At 72.6% G+C, this 23,721-nt stretch carries 21 protein-coding genes and 2 pseudogenes; 11 read left to right on the top strand and 12 right to left on the bottom strand.

The window, feature by feature from the left end; genetic code table 11:
• Positions 1–77: 77 nt before the first annotated feature.
• The 3 genes from HUV60_RS06135 to msrB all read left to right on the top strand — a co-directional run bounded on the left by HUV60_RS06135 (position 78) and on the right by msrB (position 2,459).
• On the top strand, positions 78–551 hold the full coding sequence (locus HUV60_RS06135) for an indole-3-glycerol phosphate synthase (RefSeq protein ID WP_257853814.1): 474 nt from the start codon (positions 78–80) through the stop codon (positions 549–551).
• A 62-nt stretch (positions 552–613) separates the two neighbouring features.
• A complete protein-coding gene (gene murC / locus HUV60_RS06130) occupies positions 614–2,002 on the top strand; it encodes a UDP-N-acetylmuramate--L-alanine ligase (protein ID WP_257853813.1) in 1,389 nt (462 codons plus the stop codon).
• 49 nt (positions 2,003–2,051) lie between these two features.
• Entirely contained in the window at positions 2,052–2,459 is a 408-nt protein-coding gene (gene msrB / locus HUV60_RS06125; RefSeq protein WP_257853810.1) for a peptide-methionine (R)-S-oxide reductase MsrB, read from the top strand.
• Between the two features lie 82 nt (positions 2,460–2,541).
• On the opposite strand, the gene HUV60_RS06120 is transcribed toward msrB, so the two are convergent.
• Positions 2,542–3,942: a hypothetical protein gene (locus tag HUV60_RS06120; protein ID WP_443047227.1), complete on the bottom strand. Its 1,401-nt coding sequence runs from the start codon at positions 3,940–3,942 to the stop codon at positions 2,542–2,544.
• A 113-nt stretch (positions 3,943–4,055) separates the two neighbouring features.
• Here HUV60_RS06120 and HUV60_RS06115 point away from each other — a divergent pair, with 113 nt between their 5' ends.
• Together HUV60_RS06115 and HUV60_RS06110 are read left to right on the top strand one after the other, a co-directional pair.
• Complete coding sequence (locus tag HUV60_RS06115) at positions 4,056–5,372, top strand: molybdopterin-dependent oxidoreductase (RefSeq protein ID WP_331461977.1); 1,317 nt, start codon at positions 4,056–4,058, stop codon at positions 5,370–5,372.
• Between the two features lie 13 nt (positions 5,373–5,385).
• Positions 5,386–5,934, top strand: a complete 549-nt coding sequence (locus HUV60_RS06110) for a hypothetical protein (protein WP_443047226.1) — start codon at positions 5,386–5,388, stop codon at positions 5,932–5,934.
• Between the two features lie 98 nt (positions 5,935–6,032).
• On the opposite strand, the gene HUV60_RS06105 is transcribed toward HUV60_RS06110, so the two are convergent.
• Genes HUV60_RS06105 through HUV60_RS06095 form a run of 3 tightly spaced genes read right to left on the bottom strand, consistent with a single transcriptional unit; the run spans position 6,033 to position 8,160 of the window.
• Complete coding sequence (locus HUV60_RS06105; protein WP_443047225.1) at positions 6,033–6,767, bottom strand: methyltransferase domain-containing protein; 735 nt, start codon at positions 6,765–6,767, stop codon at positions 6,033–6,035.
• Positions 6,764–7,399 (bottom strand): TIGR04282 family arsenosugar biosynthesis glycosyltransferase, encoded by a 636-nt coding sequence (locus HUV60_RS06100; protein ID WP_257853808.1) that lies wholly within the window; start codon positions 7,397–7,399, stop codon positions 6,764–6,766. The genes HUV60_RS06105 and HUV60_RS06100 overlap by 4 nt, the downstream gene beginning before the upstream one ends.
• Entirely contained in the window at positions 7,396–8,160 is a 765-nt protein-coding gene (locus HUV60_RS06095; protein ID WP_443047224.1) for a glycosyltransferase family 2 protein, read from the bottom strand. Before HUV60_RS06095 ends, HUV60_RS06100 begins: the two co-directional genes overlap by 4 nt.
• Positions 8,161–8,263: 103 nt before the next feature.
• Here HUV60_RS06095 and HUV60_RS06090 point away from each other — a divergent pair, with 103 nt between their 5' ends.
• Both HUV60_RS06090 and HUV60_RS06085 read left to right on the top strand, forming a co-directional pair.
• On the top strand, positions 8,264–8,986 hold the full coding sequence (locus HUV60_RS06090) for a response regulator transcription factor (protein WP_257853807.1): 723 nt from the start codon (positions 8,264–8,266) through the stop codon (positions 8,984–8,986).
• A 2-nt stretch (positions 8,987–8,988) separates the two neighbouring features.
• The gene (locus HUV60_RS06085) at positions 8,989–10,101 is read left to right on the top strand and encodes a sensor histidine kinase (protein ID WP_257853806.1); all 1,113 of its coding nucleotides are present in this window, start codon (positions 8,989–8,991) and stop codon (positions 10,099–10,101) included.
• Positions 10,102–10,655: 554 nt separating this feature from the next.
• Here the strand turns inward: HUV60_RS06085 and HUV60_RS06080 are convergent.
• From HUV60_RS06080 to HUV60_RS06065, 3 genes and pseudogenes are all read right to left on the bottom strand, one after another.
• On the bottom strand, positions 10,656–11,657 hold the full coding sequence (locus tag HUV60_RS06080) for an NAD-dependent epimerase/dehydratase family protein (protein ID WP_257853805.1): 1,002 nt from the start codon (positions 11,655–11,657) through the stop codon (positions 10,656–10,658).
• A gap of 53 nt (positions 11,658–11,710) precedes the next feature.
• Positions 11,711–13,273, bottom strand: a pseudogene (locus HUV60_RS33845) (sensor histidine kinase).
• Positions 13,274–13,313: 40 nt separating this feature from the next.
• Positions 13,314–14,011, bottom strand: a pseudogene (locus tag HUV60_RS06065) (response regulator transcription factor); the annotation flags it as partial.
• A gap of 264 nt (positions 14,012–14,275) precedes the next feature.
• On the opposite strand from HUV60_RS06065, the gene HUV60_RS06060 reads away from it, so the two are divergent.
• From HUV60_RS06060 to HUV60_RS06045, 4 genes are all read left to right on the top strand, one after another.
• Complete coding sequence (locus HUV60_RS06060; RefSeq protein WP_257853803.1) at positions 14,276–15,400, top strand: ABC transporter ATP-binding protein; 1,125 nt, start codon at positions 14,276–14,278, stop codon at positions 15,398–15,400.
• Positions 15,397–16,110, top strand: a complete 714-nt coding sequence (locus HUV60_RS06055) for an ABC transporter permease (protein ID WP_257853801.1) — start codon at positions 15,397–15,399, stop codon at positions 16,108–16,110. Before HUV60_RS06060 ends, HUV60_RS06055 begins: the two co-directional genes overlap by 4 nt.
• On the top strand, positions 16,107–16,772 hold the full coding sequence (locus HUV60_RS06050) for an ABC transporter permease (protein ID WP_257853800.1): 666 nt from the start codon (positions 16,107–16,109) through the stop codon (positions 16,770–16,772). The genes HUV60_RS06055 and HUV60_RS06050 overlap by 4 nt, the downstream gene beginning before the upstream one ends.
• A 104-nt stretch (positions 16,773–16,876) precedes the next feature.
• Positions 16,877–17,833, top strand: coding sequence for an ABC transporter substrate-binding protein (locus HUV60_RS06045; RefSeq protein ID WP_257853799.1), 957 nt, complete (start codon positions 16,877–16,879; stop codon positions 17,831–17,833).
• Positions 17,834–17,973: 140 nt separating this feature from the next.
• Here the strand turns inward: HUV60_RS06045 and HUV60_RS06040 are convergent, their stop codons facing one another.
• From HUV60_RS06040 to HUV60_RS06020, 5 genes are all read right to left on the bottom strand, one after another.
• Entirely contained in the window at positions 17,974–18,570 is a 597-nt protein-coding gene (locus HUV60_RS06040) for a GTP-binding protein (RefSeq protein WP_257853797.1), read from the bottom strand.
• On the bottom strand, positions 18,557–18,916 hold the full coding sequence (locus HUV60_RS06035) for a DUF742 domain-containing protein (protein ID WP_257853796.1): 360 nt from the start codon (positions 18,914–18,916) through the stop codon (positions 18,557–18,559). The genes HUV60_RS06040 and HUV60_RS06035 overlap by 14 nt, the downstream gene beginning before the upstream one ends.
• 1 nt (position 18,917) lies before the next feature.
• Positions 18,918–19,346 carry a roadblock/LC7 domain-containing protein gene (locus HUV60_RS06030; RefSeq protein ID WP_257853794.1) on the bottom strand — a complete coding sequence of 143 codons (429 nt, stop codon included), beginning with the start codon at positions 19,344–19,346 and terminating at the stop codon, positions 18,918–18,920.
• A 22-nt stretch (positions 19,347–19,368) separates the two neighbouring features.
• Positions 19,369–21,924: a sensor histidine kinase gene (locus HUV60_RS06025; RefSeq protein ID WP_257853793.1), complete on the bottom strand. Its 2,556-nt coding sequence runs from the start codon at positions 21,922–21,924 to the stop codon at positions 19,369–19,371.
• Between the two features lie 203 nt (positions 21,925–22,127).
• Entirely contained in the window at positions 22,128–23,141 is a 1,014-nt protein-coding gene (locus HUV60_RS06020; protein WP_257853981.1) for a substrate-binding domain-containing protein, read from the bottom strand.
• Positions 23,142–23,721: the final 580 nt, after the last annotated feature.

Below are 23,721 nucleotides of genomic sequence, written 5' to 3'. Positions count from 1 at the left end.
CAGGATGGTTTCCGCAGGGCCCGGCTCGGCCCACGGGGAGAGAGGGCCCATGGCCCTCCGATGAGAAGGGGCGCCTGGTGTTCACAAGCGTACTGATGATCGAGAAGGCCCTGACGTCCGCCGACGTGGAGTTCGTCACCACCTTGCACGGCGACGAGGCGGTCACATTCCAGGTGCTGCTCCAGCCGCGCGGAGAGCAGGCCGACCGGCTGCTCCGGGCCATCGACGACGTGGCCCTCGGCGAGCTCGACGACGCCGTCCGCGAGGGGGAGACCCCCGAGGGCGACGAGGCCAAGACCATGGGGGAGCGGGCTCTGGAGGTGTCCCTGCAGGCCCTGCGCGCCGCCGGTCACGGGGCCGAGGGCCGGCTGATCGGGGACCACCCCCTGGCCGCGCTGAGAACGATGGTCGAGGAGGCGGGGGCGGACGAGGTGATCGTGCTCACGGACCCGCACTACGTGGAGGAGTTCTTCCACCGCGACTGGGCCTCCCGGGCCCGGCACAAGGTGGGGGTGCCGGTGCTGAAACTGTTCTCGCACAGCAAGGCATAGGCTGGGGCGGCGCCTTCCCGCGAGGGCGCGAAGACACCCGTCACCACTGGGGAGAGACACGTATGGCACCCGGCCTTCCTACCGCCATGGACCGACCGCACTTCATCGGCATCGGCGGCGCCGGGATGTCGGGCCTCGCGAAGATCCTCGCGCAGCGCGGCGCCGAGGTGGCCGGCAGCGACGCCAGGGAGTCCGCCACCGCCGAGGCGCTGCGCGCGCTGGGTGCCACCGTGCACATCGGGCACGCCGCCGGGCACCTGGCCGACGACGCGAGCTGCGTGGTCGTGTCGTCGGCGATCCGCGAGGACAACCCGGAACTGGTCCGCGCGGCCGAACTGGGCGTGCCCGTGGTCCACCGCTCCGACGCGCTGGCCGCGCTCATGGACGGCCTGCGCCCGATCGCGGTGGCCGGTACCCACGGCAAGACCACGACCACCTCGATGCTGGCCGTCTCCCTGACCGAGCTGGGCCGCCGGCCCTCGTACGCCATCGGCGGCGACCTGGACGTGCCCGGTTCCAACGCGCTGCACGGCGACGGCGAGATCTTCGTCGCCGAGGCGGACGAGTCCGACCGCAGCTTCCACAGGTACGCGCCCGAGGTCGCGATCATCCTCAACGTGGAGCTGGACCACCACGCCAACTACGCGTCCATGGAGGAGATCCACGAGTCCTTCGAGACGTTCGTCGGCCGGATCGTGCCCGGCGGCACGCTGGTGATCTCGTCGGACCACGAGGGCGCGCGGGAGCTGACCCGGCGGCTGGACGGCTCGGTCCGGACCGTGACGTACGGCGAGGCGGCGGACGCCGACGTACGGGTCACGTCGGTCGTACCGCAGGGACTGAAGAGCGAGGTGACCGTCGAGTTCGAGGGCACCCCGCTCACCTTCACGGTGTCCGTCCCGGGCCGCCACTACGCGCACAACGCGGTGGCCGCGCTCGCCGCGGGCGTCGCGCTCGGCATCCCGGCCACCGAACTGGCCCCGGCGCTGGCCGCGTACACCGGGGTGAACCGGCGTCTCCAGCTCAAGGGCGAGGCGGCGGGCGTCCAGGTCATCGACTCCTACGCGCACCACCCGACCGAGATGACCGCCGACCTGGAGGCGATGCGCGCCGCCGCGGGCGACGCCCGCATCCTGGTCGTCTTCCAGCCCCACCTCTTCTCCCGCACCCGGGAGCTGGGCAAGGAGATGGGCCAGGCCCTGGCACTGGCCGACTCCTCGGTCGTCCTCGACATCTACCCGGCCCGCGAGGACCCGATCCCCGGCGTCACGAGCGGGCTGATCATCGACGCGGCGCGGACGGCGGGCGCGGACGTGACGCCGGTGCACGACAGGACGGAGATCCCGGAGACCCTCGCGGGAATGGCGAAGCCCGGTGATCTGGTTCTCACCATGGGAGCGGGCGATGTCACCGACCTCGGCCCGTTGATCCTGGACCGTTTGTCGAGGTAAGAACGTCGGGGCGAGAACGCCGACGGAGGAGTGGAAGGGCTGGAGACTCATGTCGTACGACGTGGAGAAGCCGGACGAGCAGTGGCGCGCGGAGCTGTCACCGTCCGAGTACGCCGTTCTGCGCCAGGCGGCCACGGAGCCGGCCTTCACCGGTGAGTACACCGACACCAAGACCGAGGGTGTCTACGCGTGCCGCGCCTGCGGTGCCGAACTGTTCACCTCGGGGACCAAGTTCGAGTCGCACTGCGGCTGGCCCTCGTTCTACGACCCGCGGGACTCCGACGCGGTCGAACTGGTCGAGGACAGGTCGCACGGCATGGCGCGCACCGAGGTGCGCTGCTCCCGCTGCGGCTCGCACCTCGGGCACGTGTTCGAGGGCGAGGGGTATGCGACGCCCACGGACCAGCGGTACTGCATCAACAGCGTCTCGCTGAAGCTGCAGCCGACGGAGAGCTGATCCGCGCACGGCACATCGCGCTGGGGCAAAGGGGCCGCCGGGGATCCCCGGCGGCCCCTTTGCGGTTCTCGGGCGCCCCGCCCTACCATCCGGTGCGCAGCAGGTGGTTGAGGAGCAGGGCGAGGACCGCCTGACCGGCGAGCCAGGCGCGCGGGGCGGGCAGCAGGGCGCCGGCGGGGAGCAGCCAGAACACGAACGGCAGCCAGATGCGTTCCGTCTCCGCCTTGCTCATCCCGGACAGGTCGGCGATCAGCAGCGCGAGCAGCGCCGACAGCACCAGCAGGGCGAGACGGCGGACCGGGCCGCCGGTGAGCGGGGCGGGCCGCCACCGGGCCGGCAGGCCACTCCCGCACCGGCGCAGTCCGGCCACCGTCGCGGGCCCGACGATCAGCACCGTGCAGGCGAGGTTCGCCCAGATCCAGTACCCGTAGGGCCGCACCCCGCCCGATCCCTGGTGGTAGCGGGTCACCAGCAGCCGGTACGCCTCCCACCAGTCGAAGCCCAGCACGGCGAACACCACCGGGACGACCAGGAACCCGCCGACCAGCGGGAGCAGGAGCCGGGGCAGCCGGCGCCACTCGCCCAGCAGCAGCACCGCCGCCCCGATCACCGCGAACAGCGTCAGCCCGTATGACAGGTACACGCTCAGTCCGAACAGCAGCCCCGATCCCAGGCCCGTCCAGGCCGGCCGGTGCCCCGTCACAGCGAGGGCGAGCAGGGCGACGGCCCAGGCGGCGACGGCTGTGAAGTAGCCGTCGGCGGACGTGCCCACCCACACCGCGGCCGGGGCGAGCACCAGGAACGGTGCGGCACGACGGGCCAGGGACTCCTCGGCGAGCGTGCGCACGGCGGCCAGGACCGCCACCGCCGCCGTGGTGCCGACGGTGATGCAGAAGGCGCCGGCCCAGCCTCCGCCGCCCAGACCGATCCGGTCGAGCAGGACGAAGGTGAGGGTCGCGCCCGGGGGATGCCCGGCGACATGGGCGGGCCAGTTGTCCGGGGCGTCGAGCAGGATGTGCCCGCCGAAGCCGCGCAGTGCGGCGGGGATGTCCTGGAAGCGGTGGATGACCCGCAGGTACTCGTGCTGTGTCGTCAGCTGCTCGGCGACACCCCGGAACCAGCCGTCGACGAGGGCGAGCGACCACGTCCAGGCCAGCGACGCCCCCCACACCGTGAGCAGCAGCGGCCGCCAGGACAGGCGGGCCGCCAGGGACGGGCCGTACACCACCACGGCCGCCGCCACGAGCAGCGCGGCCGGCGTACCGGGACCGGCGTGCGGCGCCCACTGCGCCAGCAGCGGCGGCCGGCCGACGCGCAGCGTGCCGTCGCGGTGCTGGATGAAGTCGCCGACCAGCACGGCGGCCAGGACGAGCAGCGTGGCCGCCGCGACCGCGGCGAGATCACGGACGGTGCCGCGCCGGTCGGAGGGAGGGGCGGGGGGCCGGGCGGCCGGGGGACCGGGGGGAGGAAGATCGCGGGTCACGCCGTCACGCTAGGCCGGACGGCCTCCACCGGGCGGCCGACGAGCGGGGACGTCAGGGTTTCGTCATCGTTCGCGGACCCTCTCCGGGGGTGCTCCGGATCTACGGTCGGGGCATGGCACGGTCATCACGGTTCTCTCTCCCCGCCGGCCGCCCCGCCGCTCCGCGGCGCGGCGGCATCCCGCGTGGCCCGTTCTCGCCGGGCTTCTGGCGCAGCCCGGTGCGCGGCGCCCGGTTCACCTCGGTGCTCGGACTGGTACTCCTCGTGGGCGTCACGGTCCTGTTCCTGACGGGACTCCTGTCGTACGCCGCGTACAACCCGAACCTGTCACCGGTGAACGACAAGACCCCCGGCAAGGGAATCCTCGGTTTCTACCTCTTCTCCTGGCCGACCGACCCGCCCTGGCTCTACCGGTTCACCCAGGGCGTCCACGTCACGCTCGGGCTCGCCCTCGTCCCGGTGCTGCTGGCCAAGCTGTGGTCGGTGGTGCCCAGACTGTTCACCCTCCCGCCGGCCCGCTCGGTCACCCACGCCCTGGAGCGGGTCTCGCTGCTCCTCCTCGTCGGCGGCGCGCTGTTCGAGTTCGTCACGGGCATCCTCAACGTCCAGCTCGACTACCTCTTCCCCGGCTCCTTCTACGCGCTGCACTTCTACGGTGCCTGGGTGTTCTTCGGCGCGTTCGTCGTCCACGCGGTGCTGAAGACACCGCCGGCACTGCGCAATCTGCGGCAGATGCGGGAGGAACGGAAGAGCGAGGGGGACGGCACCGACGGCACCGACGACCTGGCGGCTCCCGAGCCGGATCCGCCGACCGTCTCGCGGCGCGGGGCGCTGGGGCTGGTCGGCGGCGGTTCGCTGCTGCTGTTCGCCACCTCCGCCGGACGCAGCTTCGACGGGCCGCTGCGCCAAAGCGCCGTCCTCACCCCGCACGGCGGTCCCGAACCCGGCACCGGACCGAACGCCTTCCAGATCAACAAGACGGCCGCGTACGCCGGTATCCGCCCGGCCGAGACGAGCGAGGACACCTGGAGGCTGGAGCTCGCCGGGCGTACCGGCACCGTCGTCCGGCTGGACCGCGCCGGCCTGCTCGCCCTGCCGCAGCACAGCGCGGCACTGCCCATCGCCTGCGTGGAGGGCTGGTCCACCTCGGACCAGTGGTGGCGGGGTGTACGGCTGCGGGACCTCGCCGCGCTCGTCGGCCACGACGGCCCGGTCGACGTGTTCGTGGAGTCGCTGCAGCGCCGTGGCGCCTTCCGGCGCGCCGCACTGCGCGCCAACCAGGTCGCCGACCCGCGCTCCCTGCTGGCCCTGTCCGTCAACGGCGAGGAGCTGTCCCCCGACCACGGCCACCCGGCGCGCGTCATCGTCCCCGGCGCGCCCGGCGTGCTCACCACCAAGTGGGTCGCCCGGCTGACCTTCGGCGACCTGTGAGGAGCGCCGTCCGGTGACACGGTTCACTCGATCCAAGCGGTCCACGCGGTCCAGGCGGTCAACGGCACGGCTCCGGGCGGTACTCGGCCGGCCTCCCCAACTCCTCCTGCTGTTCTGCTCGTTCGCCCTGTGCGGGTATGCGGGGGTGCGGCTGCTCGACGGCGACCGGCTCCTGATCTCCCTGTGGTTCGTGGGTGCGGCCGTGCTCCACGACCTGGTGCTGCTGCCGTTGTACGCGACGGCCGACCGCCTGCTGGTGAGGAGCGCCGGCCGGCACCGGGAGCGGGTGAACTACGCGCGGGTGCCGGCCGCCCTGTCGGGCCTGCTGCTGCTCGTGTGGTTCCCGCTGATCACCGGCAGAGTGTCGGAGCGCTACGCCGGCGCCACGGGGCTGTCCGCCGACGGCTACGCGACCCGCTGGCTGATGCTCACGGCCGTCCTGTTCGGCGGTTCGGCGGTCCTGTTCGTGGTGCGGGCGCGCAGGCGGGGACACCGGCCGGTACGTCGCCGGCGGCGTGAGCCGGTGGCGGACGGGGCCCCACCACCGTCCGCCGACGGCTGACAGAGGGGGCCGGGCAGGGCAAGGACGGGCGGCGAGGTGTCGAACCCCGGTCGCCCGCCCTTGTCCGTACGGGCTTCTCCGTACTTTCCGTACGAGGATCAGCGCGCGGGCCGGGCCGGCCCGGCGGTGCGCAGCGCGACGAAGCGGCGCTCGCCCGTCGACCACTGGTCGTCGGTGTGCCAGCCCGCGCGGCCCGCGTGCCGCAGGAGGGCCGGAGTGCCGAGGCGGGCCCAGGGGAAGGCCGGGCCGGGGCTGCCGTGCGCGTCGGTGACCTGAACCAGGGTGCGTTCGTCGATGTCCGGGTGTGATGCCGTCTCGACGATCAACAGGCCCCCGGGAAGCAGTAGTTGGACCATCCGTGCGAGCAGGGCGGGTGGATCGCCGCCGATGCCGATGTTGCCGTCCACAAGCAGGGCGGTGCCCCAGCGGCCGGTGCCGGGCAACGGGTCGAAGACGGAACGGCGCAGCGCCTGCCCGCCGCAGCGGACGGTCCGCGCCACCGCGGCCTCGCTGACGTCGATACCCAGGCTCCTCCTGCCCTGGGCGCTCAGCGCCGCGACCAGGCGCCCGGGTCCGCAGCCCACGTCCAGCACCGTGCCCTCGCAGCGCGCGAGCACGTCCAGGTCGGCGGCGTCGGCCGCCGCGCACCACCGCTCGACGTCCAGCGGCAGCAGCCACCCGTCCGTACGGCGCAGGAACAGCGGCCCCCGGCCGGTGCGCAGGGCGTCGGAGTAGGGGTCGGCGGACCAGGAGTGTTCCGGGGAGGACGCCCGCCGGTCGGGCGTACGCCGACGCGCCATGCGTGCGGCTGCCGCCGCCCGTACCGCGCTCACCGGTGCGTCGCCGTCAGCCGTGTCAGCCGGGCGGCGAACCGTCCGCCCGGTGCCGCGCCGGCGACCACCTCGGCGTCGTACGCCGTGTCCACGTCCCGCAGCCGCGGCAACTCCCGCACCCGCAGATGCGCGAGCCGCCGCCGCTGCGCGGCACCCGTGTCCGGGGTCGACATGGGGACCCCGCGCAGCAGCGCCGGGTCGGGCACGGCCAGGCCCAGCGCCCAGAAGCCGCCGTCCTCGGCGGGACCGAAGTACGCGTCGCAGTCCGCGAAGTCCACCGTCAGCAGTTCCGGCGTCACCTGGGGCGTGTCCATGCCGATGAGGAGGGCGGGGCCGTCGCACTGAGCGAAGGCGGCGGCCAGCCGTTCGTCGAGGCCGCCCGAGCACTGTGCCACGACCTCGACGCCGGCCGGCAGCCACGGGCCCGGGGAGCCGTCCAGCACCAGGACCCGCCGCCGTGCGGGGGTGCGCGCCACCACGCCCAGGGTGTCCGCCAGCGCGGCCTCGGCGAGCCCCGCCGCCTCCTCGGGCGTGAACGGCGGGGTCAGCCGGGTCTTGACCCGGCCGGGGCGGGGTTCCTTCGCGATGACGAGCAGGGTCACGGGGCCGGGCGCCGGGGGAGCCGTGTTCATGAGGCCACCCCCGTACGCTCCGGTGCCTCGCGCAGGACCCGGCTCATGTCCCGTACCGCCTGGAACGTGCCGCGCCAGGTGCCGGTCACCTTGGACGCGCCGGAGCGGGGCAGGTACGGAACGTCGTGCTCGGTGACCCTCCAGCCCGCGTCGGCGGCCCGCACCACCATCTCGAGCGGATAGCCGCTGCGCCGGTCGGTCAGACCGAGGCCGAGCAGATCCGTGCGCCGGGCCGCGCGCAGCGGACCGAGGTCGCGCAGCCGCAGTCCGGTGCGGCGGCGCAGCAGCCGGGCGAGCGCGAGATTGCCCGCACGGGCGTGGGCCGGCCAGGCGCCGCGGGCCTGCGGCCGGCGCCTGCCGAGCACCAGGTCGGCCTTTCCGGCCCGGATCTCCCGCACGAACGGGACCAGGTCGGCCGGATGCAGGGAGGCGTCGCAGTCGCAGAAGCACACGATGTCTGCGGTGGCCGCGGTCAGCCCCGCGTGGCAGGCGGCTCCGAAGCCCCGCCGCTCCTCGCGGACGACGCTCGCGCCGAGCTCGCGGGCGATCCGGTCCGAGCCGTCCGTCGAACCGTTGTCCACGACGAGCGCGCGCCAGCCGGGCGGGACGCGCTCCAGCACCCATGGCAGGGCCTCGGCCTCGTCCAGACAGGGGAGGACGACGTCCACACTCGCCGGCGACGGAGCGGAGGGGAAGGAGAAGGGGAAGGAGAAGGGGAAGGAGAAGGAGAAGGGGGAGGGGGAGGTGGTCACAGCCTTCACCCTACGAACGTGAACCCGACATACCGGACACCGGCTCCTTACGAAACACGGACGTCGGCGGCCGGCCGCCCCGGACGCGCGCGCGTAGTGCGAGGCTGGCCGCATGGAGCAGCAGCAGTCACCCGCGGAGACCGGAGCCCGGGTCCTCGTCGTGGACGACGACCCCACCGTCGCCGAGATCGTCACGGGCTACCTGGACCGCGCCGGATACGTCGTCGACCGGGCCGGCGACGGCCCCGACGCGCTCGCCAGGGCGGCGGACCACTGGCCGGACCTCATCGTGCTCGACCTGATGCTGCCCGGCATGGACGGCCTGGAGGTGTGCCGCCGGATGCGCGGCCAAGGGCCCGTGCCGGTCATCATGCTCACCGCGCGCGGCGACGAGGACGACCGCATCCTCGGCCTGGAGGTCGGCGCCGACGACTACGTGACCAAACCCTTCAGCCCCCGCGAGCTGGTGCTGCGCGTCGAGTCCGTACTGCGCCGTGCCCGCCCCGCCGCAGCCCCCGCACCCGGCGTCCTGCGCGCCGCCGGGCTCCGGGTCGACCCAGTCGCCCGCCGCGCCACCAAGCACGGTGCCGAAATGGCTTTGACCATACGCGAGTTCGACCTCCTCGCGTTCCTGCTGCGCAACCCCGGGCGGGCCTACGCACGGGAGGAGCTGATGCGCGAGGTGTGGGGCTGGGACTTCGGCGACCTGTCCACCGTCACCGTGCACGTGAGGCGGCTGCGGGGCAAGGTCGAGGACGATCCGGCACGGCCCCGCCTCATCCAGACGGTGTGGGGCGTCGGCTACCGCTTCGACCCCGCGAGCGGGGAGGAGTGAGCGTGCGCGACATGCTGCTCATCGCCCTGTTCGCCTTCCTCGGCGCCGCCGCGGCCGGGGCGCTCGGCGCGTGCGTCCTGCTGCTGATCCGGCGGCGGACGCTCACCGCGCATCTCGCGGTGGTCGTGGCCGTCGCGGTCACCGCGATGCTCGCGGGCACGCTGGCCGTCGCACAGGCGATGTTCCTCTCGGCGCACGACCTGACCGTGGTGACGACCGTCGTCGCGATGGCCGCCGTGGTCTCCATGGCGACCGCGCTGCTGCTCGGACGCTGGGTCGTCGCCCGCAGCCGGGACCTGGCGCTCGCCGCCCGTTCCTTCGGCGACGGCGGGGACTTCGCCGCCCCCGAAGGTCCGGCCATCGCCGAACTCGCCGCGGTCGGCAGAGAACTGCAGGCCACCAGCGACAAGCTCGCCGAGTCCCGGAACCGCGAGCGTGCGCTGGAGTCCTCCCGCAGGGAACTCGTCGCCTGGATCTCCCACGACCTGCGCACCCCGCTCGCCGGCCTCCGTGCGATGGCCGAGGCCCTGGAGGACGGCGTCGCCGCCGAACCCGACCGCTACCTCCGCCAGATCCGCACCGAGGTGGAACGCCTCAACGGCATGGTCGGCGACCTCTTCGAACTCTCCCGCATCCACGCGGGCACCCTCACCCTGTCCTTCTCCCGGATGTCCCTGTACGACCTGGTCGGCGACGCCCTCGCCGGCGCGGACCCGCTCGCCCGCGAGCACGGCGTACGGCTCGTCGGCGCCCGGGTCGAGCCGGTGCCCGTGGAGGTGGACGGCCGGGAGATGAGCCGCGTCCTGGGCAACCTGCTGGTCAACGCGATCCGCCGGACCCCGGCGGATGGCACCGTCGCCGTCGCGGCCGAACGCTTTGCCGACGGAGTGGTCCTCTCCGTGACGGACGGCTGCGGCGGCATCCCCGACGAGGACCTGCCCCGCGTCTTCGACACCGGCTGGCGCGGCACCCACGCCCGCACCCCGCCCGCCGGCGCGGGCCTCGGCCTCGCCATCGTCCGCGGTCTCGTGGAGGCCCACCGGGGCACCGCCACCGTCCGCAACGTCACCGGCGGCTGCCGCTTCGAGGTCACCCTCCCGGCAGCCAAGAGCTGAACCCCGCCAACTGCGTGGAACCTGCCCTCGGGCTGCGTACCCGGTGAGGAGCCACCATTTTGGTGCCGCTGGTCACGTGGCCGGTGTGAGTCGCCGGTCGTGTCCACGCTCCGGGGAAAACACCGGGACGGGCACAGCGGCGGACGCTGCCGTGTTCCGAGGCAGGCTGCCGGGGACGGCGTCGAACGGGGTGGCGGAGACGCTCGGGGAGGCGGGTGCGCCGGGGGGCGCACCGCTCGTCGTGGAGACCGTGGGCCCGGTCGGTGGTGCGTCCCCGGCCGTCCCGGACGAGCAGCCGCCGGCCAGCACCCCGGCCCGGACGCCTACGATCCCGCGTGACACCGTTCCCCCTCTGACCCGGTGCCTTTCCCCTGCCGTCTCCGTCCGGCCCGACCGCCCGGGCCGGTCCTGGGCCCGTCGGACCGCACACGGCAGCACCGGGCGCGGACGCACGACCCTACCGGCCGCGGTACGGGAGACGACGCAATCGGCCGAAAAGGTTCCGTAACCGTCGCAGAGTTCGGCAGTTGGTGCGGATACGTCGGGTCCGGCCCTCAGTCCCCCGGCAACCCCGCCGCCGCGAACTCGCGCATCCCGTCCTCGAAGGTGATCTCCGGTTTCCAGGACAGACCGGTGCGCAGGCGGGTGGAGTCGGCCGTGATGTGGCGGACGTCGCCCAGACGGTACTCGCCCGTGACGACCGGTTCCGGGCCGCCGTACGCCGAGGCCAGGGCGTGGGCCATCTCGCCGACCGTGTGGGGTGTGCCGCTGCCCGTGTTGTACGCGGTGAGCGCGCCCCGCGCCGTGTCGGCCTCCAGCGCCGCGGCATTGGCCGCCGCCACGTCCCGTACGTGCACGAAGTCCCGGCGCTGGCGGCCGTCCTCGAAGACACGGGGCGCCTCGCCGCGGGCCAGCGCCGAGCGGAAGAAGGAGGCCACGCCCGCGTACGGGGTGTCGCGGGGCATCCCGGGGCCGTAGACGTTGTGATAGCGCAGCGACACCGCCGTCCCGCCCGTCGACCGGGCCCAGGCGGCGGCCAGGTGTTCCTGCGTCAGCTTGGTCGTCGCGTACACGTTGCGCGGGTCGACGGGAGCGTCCTCGCCGACCGGGCCGGGGGAGAGGGCCGACCCGCAGGAGGGACAGGCAGGCTCGAAGCGTCCGGCCTCGAGGTCGCCGACGGCGCGCGGGCCGGGACGCACCACCCCGTGCCGGGCACAGGAGTAGCGGCCCTCGCCGTACACCACCATCGACCCCGCCAGGACGAGGCGCCCCACCCCTGCCTCCTCCATCGCGGCCAGCAGCACCGCCGTGCCCAGGCCGTTGTGGGAGACGTACGCGGGGGCGTCGGCGAAGCCGGTGCCGAGGCCGACCATCGCCGCCTGATGGCAGACGGCGTCGACACCGGACAGGGCGCCGCGCACGGCACCGGCGTCGCGCACGTCCGCCGCCGGATCGGTGCGGACGTCGTACACCACGGGCTCGTGCCCGCGCGCCCGCAGCACCTCCACGACATGGGACCCGATGAACCCGGCACCGCCGGTGACCATTACACGCATGCGCTCACGCTAGGCCCGCGCCCCCACCCGGAGGCCGCTCCACGCCCCGCATGTCACCGGTCCGTAAGACGGGGGACCCGGTGCCCGGCCCGTCGAGGGGGAGCCGTACGGGTGAAGACCGTCGGTCCCGGTCCGCCGGTCCTCAGCTCGATCCCGCCGCCGTGCGCCCGGACCAGGACCTGGCGACCGTGAGGCCCCGCCCGCTGCCGCGGGCCTTGTCGACCCGGTAGAACCGGTCGAACACCCGCTCCCGGTCCTCGGCCGGGATGCCGGGCCCGTCGTCGGCGACCCGTATCAGCGCGGCGGGGCCGGGGCCGGCCACGGACACGTCGACCCGGGTGCCGGGCGGAGTGTGCACGGCGGCGTTGGTCAGCAGGTTGTCCAGTTGTCCAACACCTGCCGGATGCGCCGCGGATCCACCCGCAGCCTCAGCTGTCGCTGGTCGTCGTGCTCCTCTCGTGACCGTACCCCGCGCTGCTCCGCGCTGCTCCACGCTGCTCCACGCTGCTCCACGCTGCTCCACGCTGCTCCACGCTGCTCCACGCTGCTCCACGCTGCTCCGCGCGGCCCCGCGCGGCCCCGCGCTGTTCCGCGCGGCCCCGCGCGGCCCCGCCCCACGCCGCCCGGCGACGTCACCGTCAGGGGGCGGTCCGGGTGGCTCGCGCGAAACGCGTCGGCGGCCTGCCGGACCAGCTCCGCCAGATCCGCCTCCGTCGTCCGCCGCGGGGCGTCCGCGTCCGCCGCGTCCAGCCGGGCGAGCAGCAGCAGGTCGTCGAGGAGCACGCCCATCCGGGCCGCCTCGGCCCGCAGCCGGGCCAGATGCCGTTCCCGTTCCCCCGGCGCGTTGGCGGCCGCGTACTGGAACAGGTCCGCGTGGCCCCGCACCGACATCAGCGGGGTGCGCAGCTCCTGCGAGGCGTCCGCGACGAAGCGGCGCAGTCGTTGTTCGGCCTCGGCGCGGACGGCGAGGGAGTCGTCGAGGTGCTCCAGCACGCTGTTGAAAACGGTGCGCGGCTCCGCCACCTGCGCGCCGCCGTCCCGGCCGTCGGCGCGCAGCGGCAGCCGGGACGGCGACTCGGTCAGATCGTGCGACGCGATGCCGTGCGCGGTGTGCGCCATGTCGCTCAGCGGCTGCGGCCCGCGCCGCAGCATCCGCCGCCCCGCCACCACCAGCGCCGGCGCGAACACCACGGTCTGCACGGTGACCAGCCGCTCCACTGTCTCCTCGACCCCGGCCACCGGCGCGGCGCTCACCAGCACCACCCCGGGTTCGACCTCGCGACCCCGAAGCCGGTAGGTGCCCTCGCCGTCGAGGTGGGCGGTGCCCAGCGGCTCGGTGTCGGATTGGGGCATCCTGCGCGCGAGTGCGGAGAAGGCGAGGGTGCCGCCGGGAACGCCGGCCGGCCTGCGCAGGGCGACCGAGCCACCCGAGAGGTCGTACACCGCCGTGCACCAGCCGTAGCAGGGCTTGCGCCGCACCGTGCCGTGCGCGGCGCGTCCTTGGCCTGCACGGTCTGCACCAGCGTCAGCTGCGTGCCGAGCTGACGCTCCAGGTAGTCCTTCATCTACGTGGTCAGGGTCGCGCCGACGACAGCGAACACGACCAGCGACAGCATCCCGGTGCCCAGCCGCAGCCCCCGGTAGCCGCCGCAGCACCTCCCGTGAGCGCCGGATCGCGTAGCCGAAGCCCCGCACGGTCCGGATCAGCGGCTCACCGGTGTCGTCGAGCTTGCGGCGCAGCCTGCTGACGACCGGTTCCACGACACTGGACCGGCCCCCGGAGCCGTACTCCCGGACGTGGTCCAGGATCTGAGCCTTGGTCAGCACTGCCGGCGAGCAGCGCACGGGGTAGCGCAGCACCTCGTGCTCGGTCGGGGCCAGGGACAACGGCCTCTCGCCCCGCCGCACCTCGTGCGTGTCCTCGTCCAGCGTCAGGTCCGCCACCCGCAGCACCGGCCGGGCGGCCGGACCTCGGACCGCCGCCCGCGGTGCCCCGCAGCACCGTCCGCAGCCGCGCCATCAACTCCTCCACGGCGAACGGCTCGACCAGGTAGTCGTCCCCGCCCCGGGGCAGCCCCGCCACCCGGTCGGCGACCCCGTCACGCGCAGTGAGGAACACCACCGGCAGCAGCGCCCGCGCACCGCGCAGCCGGTCCAGCACGCCGAAGCCGTCGACATCGGGCAGCATCACGTCGAGCACCACGATGTCCGGCCGGAACGTGGCGGCCCGGCGCAGCGCCTCCTCACCGGAGTGGGCTGTTGACGGCCTCCCAGCCCTCGTACCGGGCGACGGTCGCCACCAGGTCGGCTATCGGCGGATCGTCGTCCACGACGAGCAGTCGTACTTTCTCCACTCGCCCATACTGCGGCACCCGGTCCCGGAGGTGTTCCGAACCGCGGGGTCGAAGGGTGTTTCCCGTGGTGGGCGCGGGGCAGGTGGCTGCGTGGGGCAGCCCGTCCGGCGGGCGGTCGTGCCACGAACGCGGGGCGCACAGGCACGGGGACGCGGGCAACGTCTTCCCCGGGTGGTGTCACAGGTGCCGTCTACACTCGATCGGCGGCAGACCGCGCGGCCGTCTCGGCCAGAAGTTTCCAGCCACCGAAGGGCATCCGGCGTCTTGATACGGATCGAATCAGTCACGAAGCGCTACCCGGACGGCACGGTGGCGGTCGACCGGCTCTCCCTGGAGATCCCCGACCGCTCCGTCACCGTCCTCGTCGGACCGTCGGGCTGCGGCAAGACGACCACCCTGCGTATGATCAACCGCATGGTCGAACCCACCGAGGGAACGATCCTGCTCGACGGTGAGGACATCCAGCGCCGGCCCGTCACCACCCTGCGCCGGTCCATGGGATACGTCATCCAGAACGCCGGACTGTTCCAGCACCGCACGATCGTCGACAACATCGCCACCGTGCCCCGCATGCTCGGCTGGGGCAAGCAGCGGGCCCGGGAACGGGCGGCGGAGCTGATGGAGCGGGTGGGCCTCGACACCGCCATGGCCGAGCGGTACCCGTACCAGCTCTCCGGTGGCCAGCAGCAGCGCGTCGGGGTGGCACGGGCACTCGCCGCGGACCCGCCGGTGCTGTTGATGGACGAGCCGTTCTCGGCCGTCGACCCGGTGGTCCGCAAGGGCCTCCAGGACGAACTCCTGCGGATCCAGGAGGAGCTGGGCAAGACCATCGTCTTCGTCACCCATGACATCGACGAGGCGGTCAAACTCGGCACGATGATCGCAGTCCTGCGCGAAGGCGGCCGGCTCGCCCAGTACGCGCCGCCCGCCGAGCTGCTGTCCGACCCCGCCGACGCGTTCGTCGAGGACTTCCTCGGCGCCGACCGGGGCATCCGCCGGCTCTCCTTCCTCACCACCGCCGCGCTGGAACTGGCCACCGACATCGTGATCCCGCCGGACGCCACCGCCGAGCGGATCGGCGCCGCCGACGCCGCCCATCTCCTGGTGACCGACGACGAGGGCCGCCCGCTCGGCTGGTCCGAGCCGCGCCGGCTGGCAGCCGGGGACATCCGCACCGACCAGCTCCTGCCGTACGGGCGGCCGTTCGTGCCCGGCGTGGACTCGCTGCGGGTAGCGCTCGACTGCGCCGTGCTCTCCCCGACCGGCTGGGCCGTCGCCGTGGACGACGCCGGCCGGGTGCGGGGAGTCGTCTCCCAGCAGACCATCGGCGACGCCATCCGCACCGCGCACCGAGGCGTCCGCGCCGACGAGGAGAAGGCCGAAGGGTGAACGGCTTCTTCGACATCCCCAGTGACCTCCAGCACACCTGGACCGGTCTGATCGGAGTGCACCTGAGGGAGGCGCTGATCCCGGTCGCGGCCGGGTTGCTGCTCGCGCTGCCCATCGCCCAGCTGTGCGGCCGCTTCCGCTGGCTGTACCCGCCGGTGCTCGGCCTGACGACCGTGCTGTACGCCATCCCGTCCCTGGCGTTCTTCGTCGTCCTGATCGACTACACCGGCCAGACCGAACTCACCGTGATGATCCCGCTGGCCCTGTACAGCCTGGTGGTGCTGATCCCGGCGATCGTCGACGGCGTGCGCTCGGTACCGGACGAGACCCTGGCCGCCGCCACCGCCATGGGCTTCGGCCCCGTACGGCGCTACACCCAGGTGCAGCTGCCGATCGCCGCGCCCGCCATCATCGCCGGACTGCGGGTCGCCACCGCGTCCAGCATCTCCCTGGTCAGCGTCGGCGCCCTGATCGGCAACCAGGGGGCCCTCGGCAACCTGCTCGCGGCCGCGCAGAAGTACGACCGGCCCGAGCTCGCGGTGAACGCCGTGCTCACCATGGCTGCCCTGGCGATCCTGTGCGACGCCCTCCTGGTCCTGCTCAGGGTCCTGCTCACACCCTGGATGCCCCGTGGCGCGCGGTCCGCTTCCGGGGCCAGGTCCGCCGTGCGTCCGGGACGGTTCGAGGAAGCCGAGGTCGAGGCCCTGTGAGCATCCTCGACTTCGCCGACGCGTTCTTCACCGAAAGCGCCAACTGGCAGGGCTACGACGGTATTCCGCAGCGTTTCCTCGAGCACGTCCAATACTCGCTGCTGGCGCTCGCCGTCGCCGCCGCGATCGGGCTGCCCGTCGGCCTGCTGACCGGGCACACCGGCCGCGGCGGGAACGCGCTGGCCTTCATCGCCAACGCCGCCCGAGCCCTGCCCAGTTTCGGCCTGCTGGTGCTGGTGGTCCTGCTGATCGGCTTCGGTCTGCTGCCCGTGATGATCCCGCTGGTCGTCCTGGCCGTCCCACCGATCCTGGTGACCACCTACGAGGCCGTCCGCACCGTGGACCCCTCCCCGGTGGACGCCGCCCGCGGCATGGGCATGCCCGAGTCGCGGATCCTCTTCCAGGTGGAGGTGCCGGTGGCGCTGCCGCTCATCCTCAGCGGACTGCGCTCGGCGGCCGTCCAGATCGTCTCGACAGCCACCATCGCCGCGTACGTCAGCCTCGGCGGCCTCGGCCGGTACATCATCGACGGGCTCTACCAGCGCGACTACGAGAAGGTGGTCGGCGGCGCCACCCTGGTGGCGGTCCTGGCGCTCGTCACGCTCACGCTGTTCTGGGCGGCGGGACGCTTCGTGGTGTCACCCGGGGTGCGCAGGCGGTAGGAGCGGGCACCGGGGCCGCCCGTCGAGCGGTCCGACGTGTACGAGCACCAACCGTGATCCGGCCGCGCTTGACGGAGAGTGAAGCGGCTGGATTGGATCGGTGGATGACTTATACCGCCAAGAGCAGCTGGTCCGGGACGAGGCACACCGGTGCGGCGGCCGTCGCGCTCACCGCCGCGGCGGCCCTGCTCACGGGCTGTTCGTCCGGCGACACCTCCGACAACCCCCTCGAGGAGGAGAAGGCGGAGGCAGGCACCGTCGTCGTCGGCTCCAACAACTTCGCCGAGAGCACCCTGCTCGCCGACATCTACGGCGAGGCACTCAGGGCCAAGGGCCTCAAGGTCACCTACAAACACAACATCGGCAGCCGGGAGACGACCTACGGTCTGATGAAGAACGGCTCCCTCACCGTTCTGCCCGAGTACAACGGCTCCCTGCTCGCCTACCTCGACCCCGAGGCCGAGCAGGAGTCCACGGAGGCCGTCAACACCGCCGTCAAGGCCAAGCTCGACAAGAAGCTGACCCTGCTGGACCCGTCGCCGGCCGAGGACAAGGACTCGGTCAGCGTCAACGCCGAGACCGCGAAGAAGTACGGCCTCACCGAGTCGTCGACACTCGCCGACCTCAAGAACATCGCGCCGGAGCTGGTGATCGGCGGTTCGCCCGAGTTCCAGACCCGGCGCCAGGGCCTGGAGGGTCTGAAGTCCGTCTACGGGCTGGAATTCAAGTCGTTCAAGGCGCTGGACGCGGGCGGGCCGCTGACCCAGGCGGCGCTCACCCAGAACGAGGTGCAGGCGGCGGACATCTTCACCACGGACCCGACGATCGTGAAGGAGGAGTTCGTCGTCCTGGGAGACCCGGAGAACCTCTTCGGATTCGCCAACGTGACCCCGCTGGTCCACAAGGACGCCCTCTCCCAGGAGGGGGTCGACGCGCTCAACGAGGTCTCCGCCGAGCTGGACACCGAGACCCTGCTCGACCTCGACGCCCAGGTCCAGCTGGAGAAGAAGGACCCGCTGGACGTGGCGAAAGCCTGGCTGGAGTCGGCCGGACTGGTCTGACAGGGGCGGGCGGCCGTCCCCGGACGCCTCGGCGGCCGAGGATTCCCCCTGCCGGAGTAACGATTCTTCCCCCGAGGGGGCGGGGCGCGGTCCGCGGTGGGCCGCGCCCCGCCTGCGTTCCCGGCGCGCCCCACCGCACCTCACCCCGCCGGCGTGGCGGCGGCGATCAACCGGTCCAGCAGGGCGATCAGCACGTCCCTGGACGACGTCCGGTCCCGTGCGTCGCACAGCAGCACCGGCACGCCTTCCGGGAGGGCCAGCGACTCCCGGATGTCCTCGACCGGGTAGGGGTGCTCCCCGTGGAAGCCGTTCACGGCGATGACGAACGGGATGCCCCGGCGCTCGAAGAAGTCGATCGCCGCGAAGCTGGACTCGGGCCGGCGCACATCGACCAGGACCACCGCGCCCAGCGCGCCGAGGGACAGGTCGTTCCACATGAACCAGAACCGTTGTTGGCCCGGTGTGCCGAACAGGTACAGCACGAGGTCGTCGGAGAGGCTGATCCGGCCGAAGTCCAGCGCCACGGTGGTGGCACGTTTCTCCTCGATGCCGTCGAGGTCGTCGACGCCCAGGCCGGCCATGGTCAGCGGTTCCTCGGTACGCAGCGGAGCGATCTCGCTGACCGAGCCGACCATGGTGGTCTTGCCCACGCCGAAGCCCCCGGCGATCAGAATCTTGACCGTGTCGGGTGCCGGACGCTCGGTGGGCGCCGTAGCGGTGATGTCAGAGCCGGCCAAGGCCGTCCCTCACTTTCTGCAGCAGATCCAGGTCCGGGGAGGTGCGGGTGACGTGGTGCGGAGGGCGGACGGTGATCCGGCCCGCCTCCAGCAGGTCGCAGAGCATGATCACGACCACGCTCATCGGGAGGTCGAGACGCGCCGCGAGTTCCGCCACCGCGAGGGGCTCCGCGCACAGTCGCAGGATGCGCGTGTGCTCGGGCTGCAGCCGGGCAGCCGCCTCGGGCTGTGGCTCGACCGTCGTCACCGTCGTGATGAGCGTGAAGTCGGCGCGGCTGGGCCGCGTCCGGCCACCGGTCAGCGTGAACGGTCGGACGAGCCGGCCCGGGAAATCGCCTCCGCCCACCTCACGCGCCGGAGTCGGAGGAACCTGCCGTGCCCCGGGGCGCCGCGCTGAGGTGCTCGCCGATCTTCTTCACCAGCATGTTCATCTGGTACGCGACCACGCCGACGTCCGCGCCCGGACCGGTGAGCACCACGAGATGGGCGCCGGGCCCGGCCGAGGTCAGGATCAGATAGCTGTTGGCCATCTCGATGAGGGCCTGGCGCACCGGGCCGCCACGGAAGTCCATGCTGACACCCTTGCTGAGGCTCATCAGTCCGGACGCGGTGGCCGCCAGACGTTCCGCGTCGTCGCGCAGGAACCCGGTGGACTTGCTGACCACCAGCCCGTCCTCGGACAGGACCACGGCCTGGTTCACGTCGGCGACCCGCTCCACGAGTCCGGTCAGCAGCTGATCGAGCTGGGTGTGAGTGGCGGGTATGGGGCGTGTCATGACTGTGTTCCTTCTTCGACGTTCAGCGGTCGGCGGGCGGTGTCGAGAGCTCTCGGGAGGCGGCGGGCACCTCTGTGGGCGCCCCGGGGGATGCTGTCATGTCGCCATCGGCGGCCGGCCGCACGGAATCGTCGTCGGAACCGGCGTCGCCGTCGCGTGCCTCAAGCGTGCCGCGCTGGAAGCCGGCGAGGGAGGAGGCGGCGTGTTCCGCCGTGAAGCTCGCCGCGTCGTCCTCGGCGGTCTGTGTCGCCGTCTCCTCACGGAGTTCGGCGGCCAGGCTGGTCTGCGGCACCCGGCGGGGGAGCGGGGTGAGCCCGTTCGGCCGGGGCGCGGGAGCGGCGCCGGCCGAACGGGCGGCGGTCCGCGCGGGGGCCCCGGAGCGGGACGGCGTCGACGGCCCGCTCCAGGAAGTCCGTGTGTTCGAGGCGCCCCCGGTCTCCGGACTGCCCGGGCCGTCCGTGGCGGACGCCCTGCCGGTGGTGCCGGTCCCTGTCGTGGCGTACGCCGCGCCTGCCGGGTCCGTGGCGCCGGTGGCCTCGCCGTCGAGGGCCGCCGGAGCGGCCGTGCGGCCCGCGGTATCCGTGGCACCGGCCGGGTGGTGCCCGTTCACCGCACCGCCGACGGCGAACGCGGCCTCCTGGGGGGCATGTGCGGCCTCCCGCACCACGATCGCGTGCGGGACCAGCACGATCGCCGTCGTCCCGCCGTACGGCGACGGGCGCAGGGTGACGGTGATGCCGTGCCGGTGGGCCAGCTGGGAGACCACGAACATGCCGAGCCGGAGGTCGTCGGCGAGTGCCACCACGTCGAACTGCGGAGGACTGGCCAACTGGGTGTTGATCGAGGCGTAGTCCTCCTCGGACATGCCGAGGCCCCGGTCCTCGATCTCGACGGCGAGGCCCTTGGCCACCAGAGCGGCGCGCACCCCGACGGGGCTCGGCGCCGGCGAGTACACCGTCGCGTTGTCGATCAGCTCGGCCAGCAGGTGGATGACGTCGGCCACCGCGGGCGGAGCCAGCGCGACCTCCTCTTCGGTGTGCACGTCCACCCGCTGGTACTCGGCGACTTCACCGACGGCGCTGCGCAGAATGTCGATCAGCGCGACCGGCTCGCTCCACGAACGGCCGGGCCGCTCGCCGCTGATGATCACGAGGTTCTCCTCATAGCGGCGCAACTGGCTTGCTGTGGAGTCAAGTTCGTACAGGCCCTTGAGGACCTCGGGGTCGGTGTGCGTGCGTTCCAGCAGGTCGAGCTTGCTGAGCTGGAGGTTGACCAGGTTCTGGCTCTGCCGGGCGATGCCCAGGATGACCTTCTGGAAACCGAGCCGGGTGTCGGCGAGTTCGACCGCCGTGTGCACCGCGGTGCGCTGCGCCGTGTTGAATGCCTGGGCCACCTGGCCGAGTTCGTCGTGGCCGTAGTCCAGGGGCGTGGTCGCCGACTCTGCGTCGACCTTCTCGCCCCGCTCCAGCCGGGCCACGACCTCGGGCAGCCGCTCTTCGGCCAGGCTGAGAGTGGCCTCCCGCAGGCCGCGCAGTCTGCGGGACAGCGAGCGGGTGATCCGCCACGACATGCCGACGCACAGCAGCAGGGCGATCAGACCGCCGGCGCTGAGAGAGGCCGCGGTCAGCAGCAGACCGCGGGCCTCGTCGGCGCTGCGGCCGAGCAGTGCGTCGGTCTGCTCCTCGATCAGGGCGGCGTACTGCGGGGTGATCCTGTCCAGCGCGTCGTCCCACTGTTTCTGGGCGTCCGGCAGGCCGACCCCCCCGCCCTCGGCCGTGGGACGGGAGTCGCGTACCGCGTCCTCGACCTCCTGCAGGGTCCGCCACTCGGAGCTCTGCAGGATCTTCTCGGCCTGCGTCTTGGTGCTGCCGCGCAGGGACGGCACGATCTGGTCCTCGACCAGCCAGCGCTGGGTGGTGACCAGTTCCGTGAAGCCGGCCCAGGACTCGTCGTCGAGTTCCCCGGACGGCCAGGCCAGGGTGAGATGCGCGTTCTCCCGGGAGAGCATCTCCGCGGCCTGCTCCAGCGAGACCAGCGGCCCGGCCTGCGAGGTCAGGTCGCCGTCGTCGACCTGCGACAGTTCCTGGAAGGCGTGGATCTGGTCCTGGATGATCGAGGAGTACTGCTCGAGTGCCTGCTCGGCGGTGATGTCGCTCGGCGCGTCCACCTGGTGCCGGTAGTACTCCAGGCTGCCCACCGAGCCGAGCACCGAGTACAGCGGGTCCGACACACGGTCCGGTGCCTCGGCGATCGCGTCGGCCTGTCCGACCAGCCGGGCCACCGCCGTGTCGGTCTTCTCGCGCTGTGCGTCGAGGGCGGCCCGGGAGCCCTCCGGCGAGGCCAGCCAGGCGGCGGTCAGCCGTCGCTCCTGCTGCAACGCGAGGGTCGCGTCGGTGCCCATCGCGCCGGTCGACCGGCTCAGTTCCGTCTGGGAACGGAGCCGCAGCCCCTCCGAGAACATCTGGATCGTGGTCACACCCCACATGGCGGTGAGGGTGACGGTGGGCACCAGTGCCAGGAGGACCAGCGAGAGACGTATGGAGCCGAGACGGCGCCGGGCACCTGTCCGTGGAGACATCGTCGTCCTAGAGCGGTCGGATCATCGGAAAAGTCGGATCATCGGAAAAGCGGACGGAGGGTGGCGGGGGAACGGGCTGTGGACGCGTCAGGAGGACGTACGTCCGGTACGTCACAGGTGGTGCGCAGGATGTTATCCGCACGCGTGACCGTACAGCCCGTTCGTAACCGAATCTTTGGGTACGTCCTCACGGGATGTGTCGGTCACCGGGTGCCGTTGGCGGCGAACCCGGCGACCGAGGCGGCATTGGTCTTCGTGACGAACGCCGGCCCGGTGAGAACCGGCGACACCCCGCCGCCGCTGATGTTGCCGTTGGTCCGGTACAGCCACAGCGCGTCCACGGAGAGATAGCCCTGGAGGTAGGGCTGCTGGTCCACGGCGAACTGGATGTCACCGCTGCGTACGGCCCTCACCAGCTCCTCGTTGAGGTCGAAGGTGGCGACGTGCGCCCCGGTGTCCGCCTCCTCGGCGGCGTCGGCCATGGCGAGGGCGTACTGGGCGCCGTTGGCGACGACCTCGTCGATGGTCGGGTCCTGCCGCAGCGTGGCGGTGACGATGCCGGAGACGGCGCGCTGGTCGGAGCCGTCCACGTAGAGGTTCTCGACCTTCCCGTCGAACGTCTTCCGTATGCCGGCGCAACGCGCCTCCAGCGCGACATTGCCCCGCTCGTGGATGACACAGAGGGCGTTCTCGGCCTTCAGTTCGTTGAGCTTGTTGCCGACGGCCTGCCCCGCGACGCCCTCGTCCTGACCGAAGTACTCCAGCAGCCCCGCCGGCTTCCAGGCGTCGATGCCGGAGTTGAGTCCGACCACGGGGATCCCCGCCTTGCGCGCCTCCTCCACCGGGCCCTTCATCGCCTGCGGCTTGGCCAGCGTCAGGGCGATGCCGTCCACCTTGTCGCGGACGGCGTTGCGCACGAGTTCGGCCTGGCCGTCCGGGTCCGCGTCGCTCACGTACGTGAAGGTGATGCCGTCCTTCGCTGCGGCGGCCTCGGCGCCCTTCTTCACCCGGTCCCAGAAGGTGTCCCCCTCACCGCCGTGCGTGACCATCACGACGCTCGTCCCGTCGCCGGCCGCGCCCGGGTTCTCCGCCTCCGAGGAGTCGCCGGCCGTGTCGAAGACGGAACAGCCGGTCACCACCAGCGCGGCGGCTGCCGTCAGAGCCGCGAGGTGGACGGGCCGTCTCGGGAAACGATGGACCTGGTGACGCGTGTTCATGAGGGAGCGGACCTCGCTGTACGCCGAGAGGGGAGGAGGGGGCGGGGGCAGGGGGGCAGGGGGCAGGGGACGAGAGCAGGGGCGGAGCCGTGGTGTGTACGCCGACCGGGTGACTCCCGCTGGGACCGGAGCCAATCGCGTCCTCCTGCCGGTAGTCAAGTGACCAGCCACGGGAAGTGAGATGCCGCTGCCGCATCGTGATGAAGGGTGAGTTCCGTGGTGGCGGGGAGGGGCGACGCCCCTGTGCATCGAACCGCGCGGACGGTACGGAACCGGTTCCGCGGCGTACGGGCGAACTGACCATCGGTCAACGTCCTGTGCGGTCGCGGCTGTTCATCGGCACACGCGGGCGGAACGCGGGCCCGGGCGGGCCCCGGCCCCCGGAATCCCGGACGGCTCCATGCCCGTCTCTCGCCGCGGCTCACGGCCGGCCGCCCTCGGCGCTCCCTCCGGCCGTGACTCGTTCCCCTCGTGGCGGTCCGTCGTTCCCTTTGCTCTGTGCGGCTGCCACACTCGGATACCGGACGCGCTGTTTTCTTTCAGCATCCGAACCTGAATTGCCGGATGTGTACCGCGTGAT

The organism is Streptomyces sp. KMM 9044 (assembly GCF_024701375.2).
Classification (GTDB): Bacteria; Actinomycetota; Actinomycetes; order Streptomycetales; family Streptomycetaceae; genus Streptomyces.
This window is presented reverse-complemented; position numbering and strand designations above follow the sequence as displayed.

Coding starts and splice junctions, on each gene's coding strand:
- HUV60_RS06080 (WP_257853805.1), bottom strand. CDS start 11,657: ATGCGTGTAATGGTCACCGGCGGTGCCGGGTTCATCGGGTCCCATGTC.
- HUV60_RS06045 (WP_257853799.1), top strand. CDS start 16,877: ATGACTTATACCGCCAAGAGCAGCTGGTCCGGGACGAGGCACACCGGT.
- HUV60_RS06115 (WP_331461977.1), top strand. CDS start 4,056: ATGGCACGGTCATCACGGTTCTCTCTCCCCGCCGGCCGCCCCGCCGCT.
- murC (WP_257853813.1), top strand. CDS start 614: ATGGCACCCGGCCTTCCTACCGCCATGGACCGACCGCACTTCATCGGC.
- HUV60_RS06100 (WP_257853808.1), bottom strand. CDS start 7,399: ATGAACACGGCTCCCCCGGCGCCCGGCCCCGTGACCCTGCTCGTCATC.
- HUV60_RS06020 (WP_257853981.1), bottom strand. CDS start 23,141: ATGAACACGCGTCACCAGGTCCATCGTTTCCCGAGACGGCCCGTCCAC.
- HUV60_RS06025 (WP_257853793.1), bottom strand. CDS start 21,924: ATGTCTCCACGGACAGGTGCCCGGCGCCGTCTCGGCTCCATACGTCTC.
- HUV60_RS06090 (WP_257853807.1), top strand. CDS start 8,264: ATGGAGCAGCAGCAGTCACCCGCGGAGACCGGAGCCCGGGTCCTCGTC.
- HUV60_RS06030 (WP_257853794.1), bottom strand. CDS start 19,346: ATGACACGCCCCATACCCGCCACTCACACCCAGCTCGATCAGCTGCTG.
- msrB (WP_257853810.1), top strand. CDS start 2,052: ATGTCGTACGACGTGGAGAAGCCGGACGAGCAGTGGCGCGCGGAGCTG.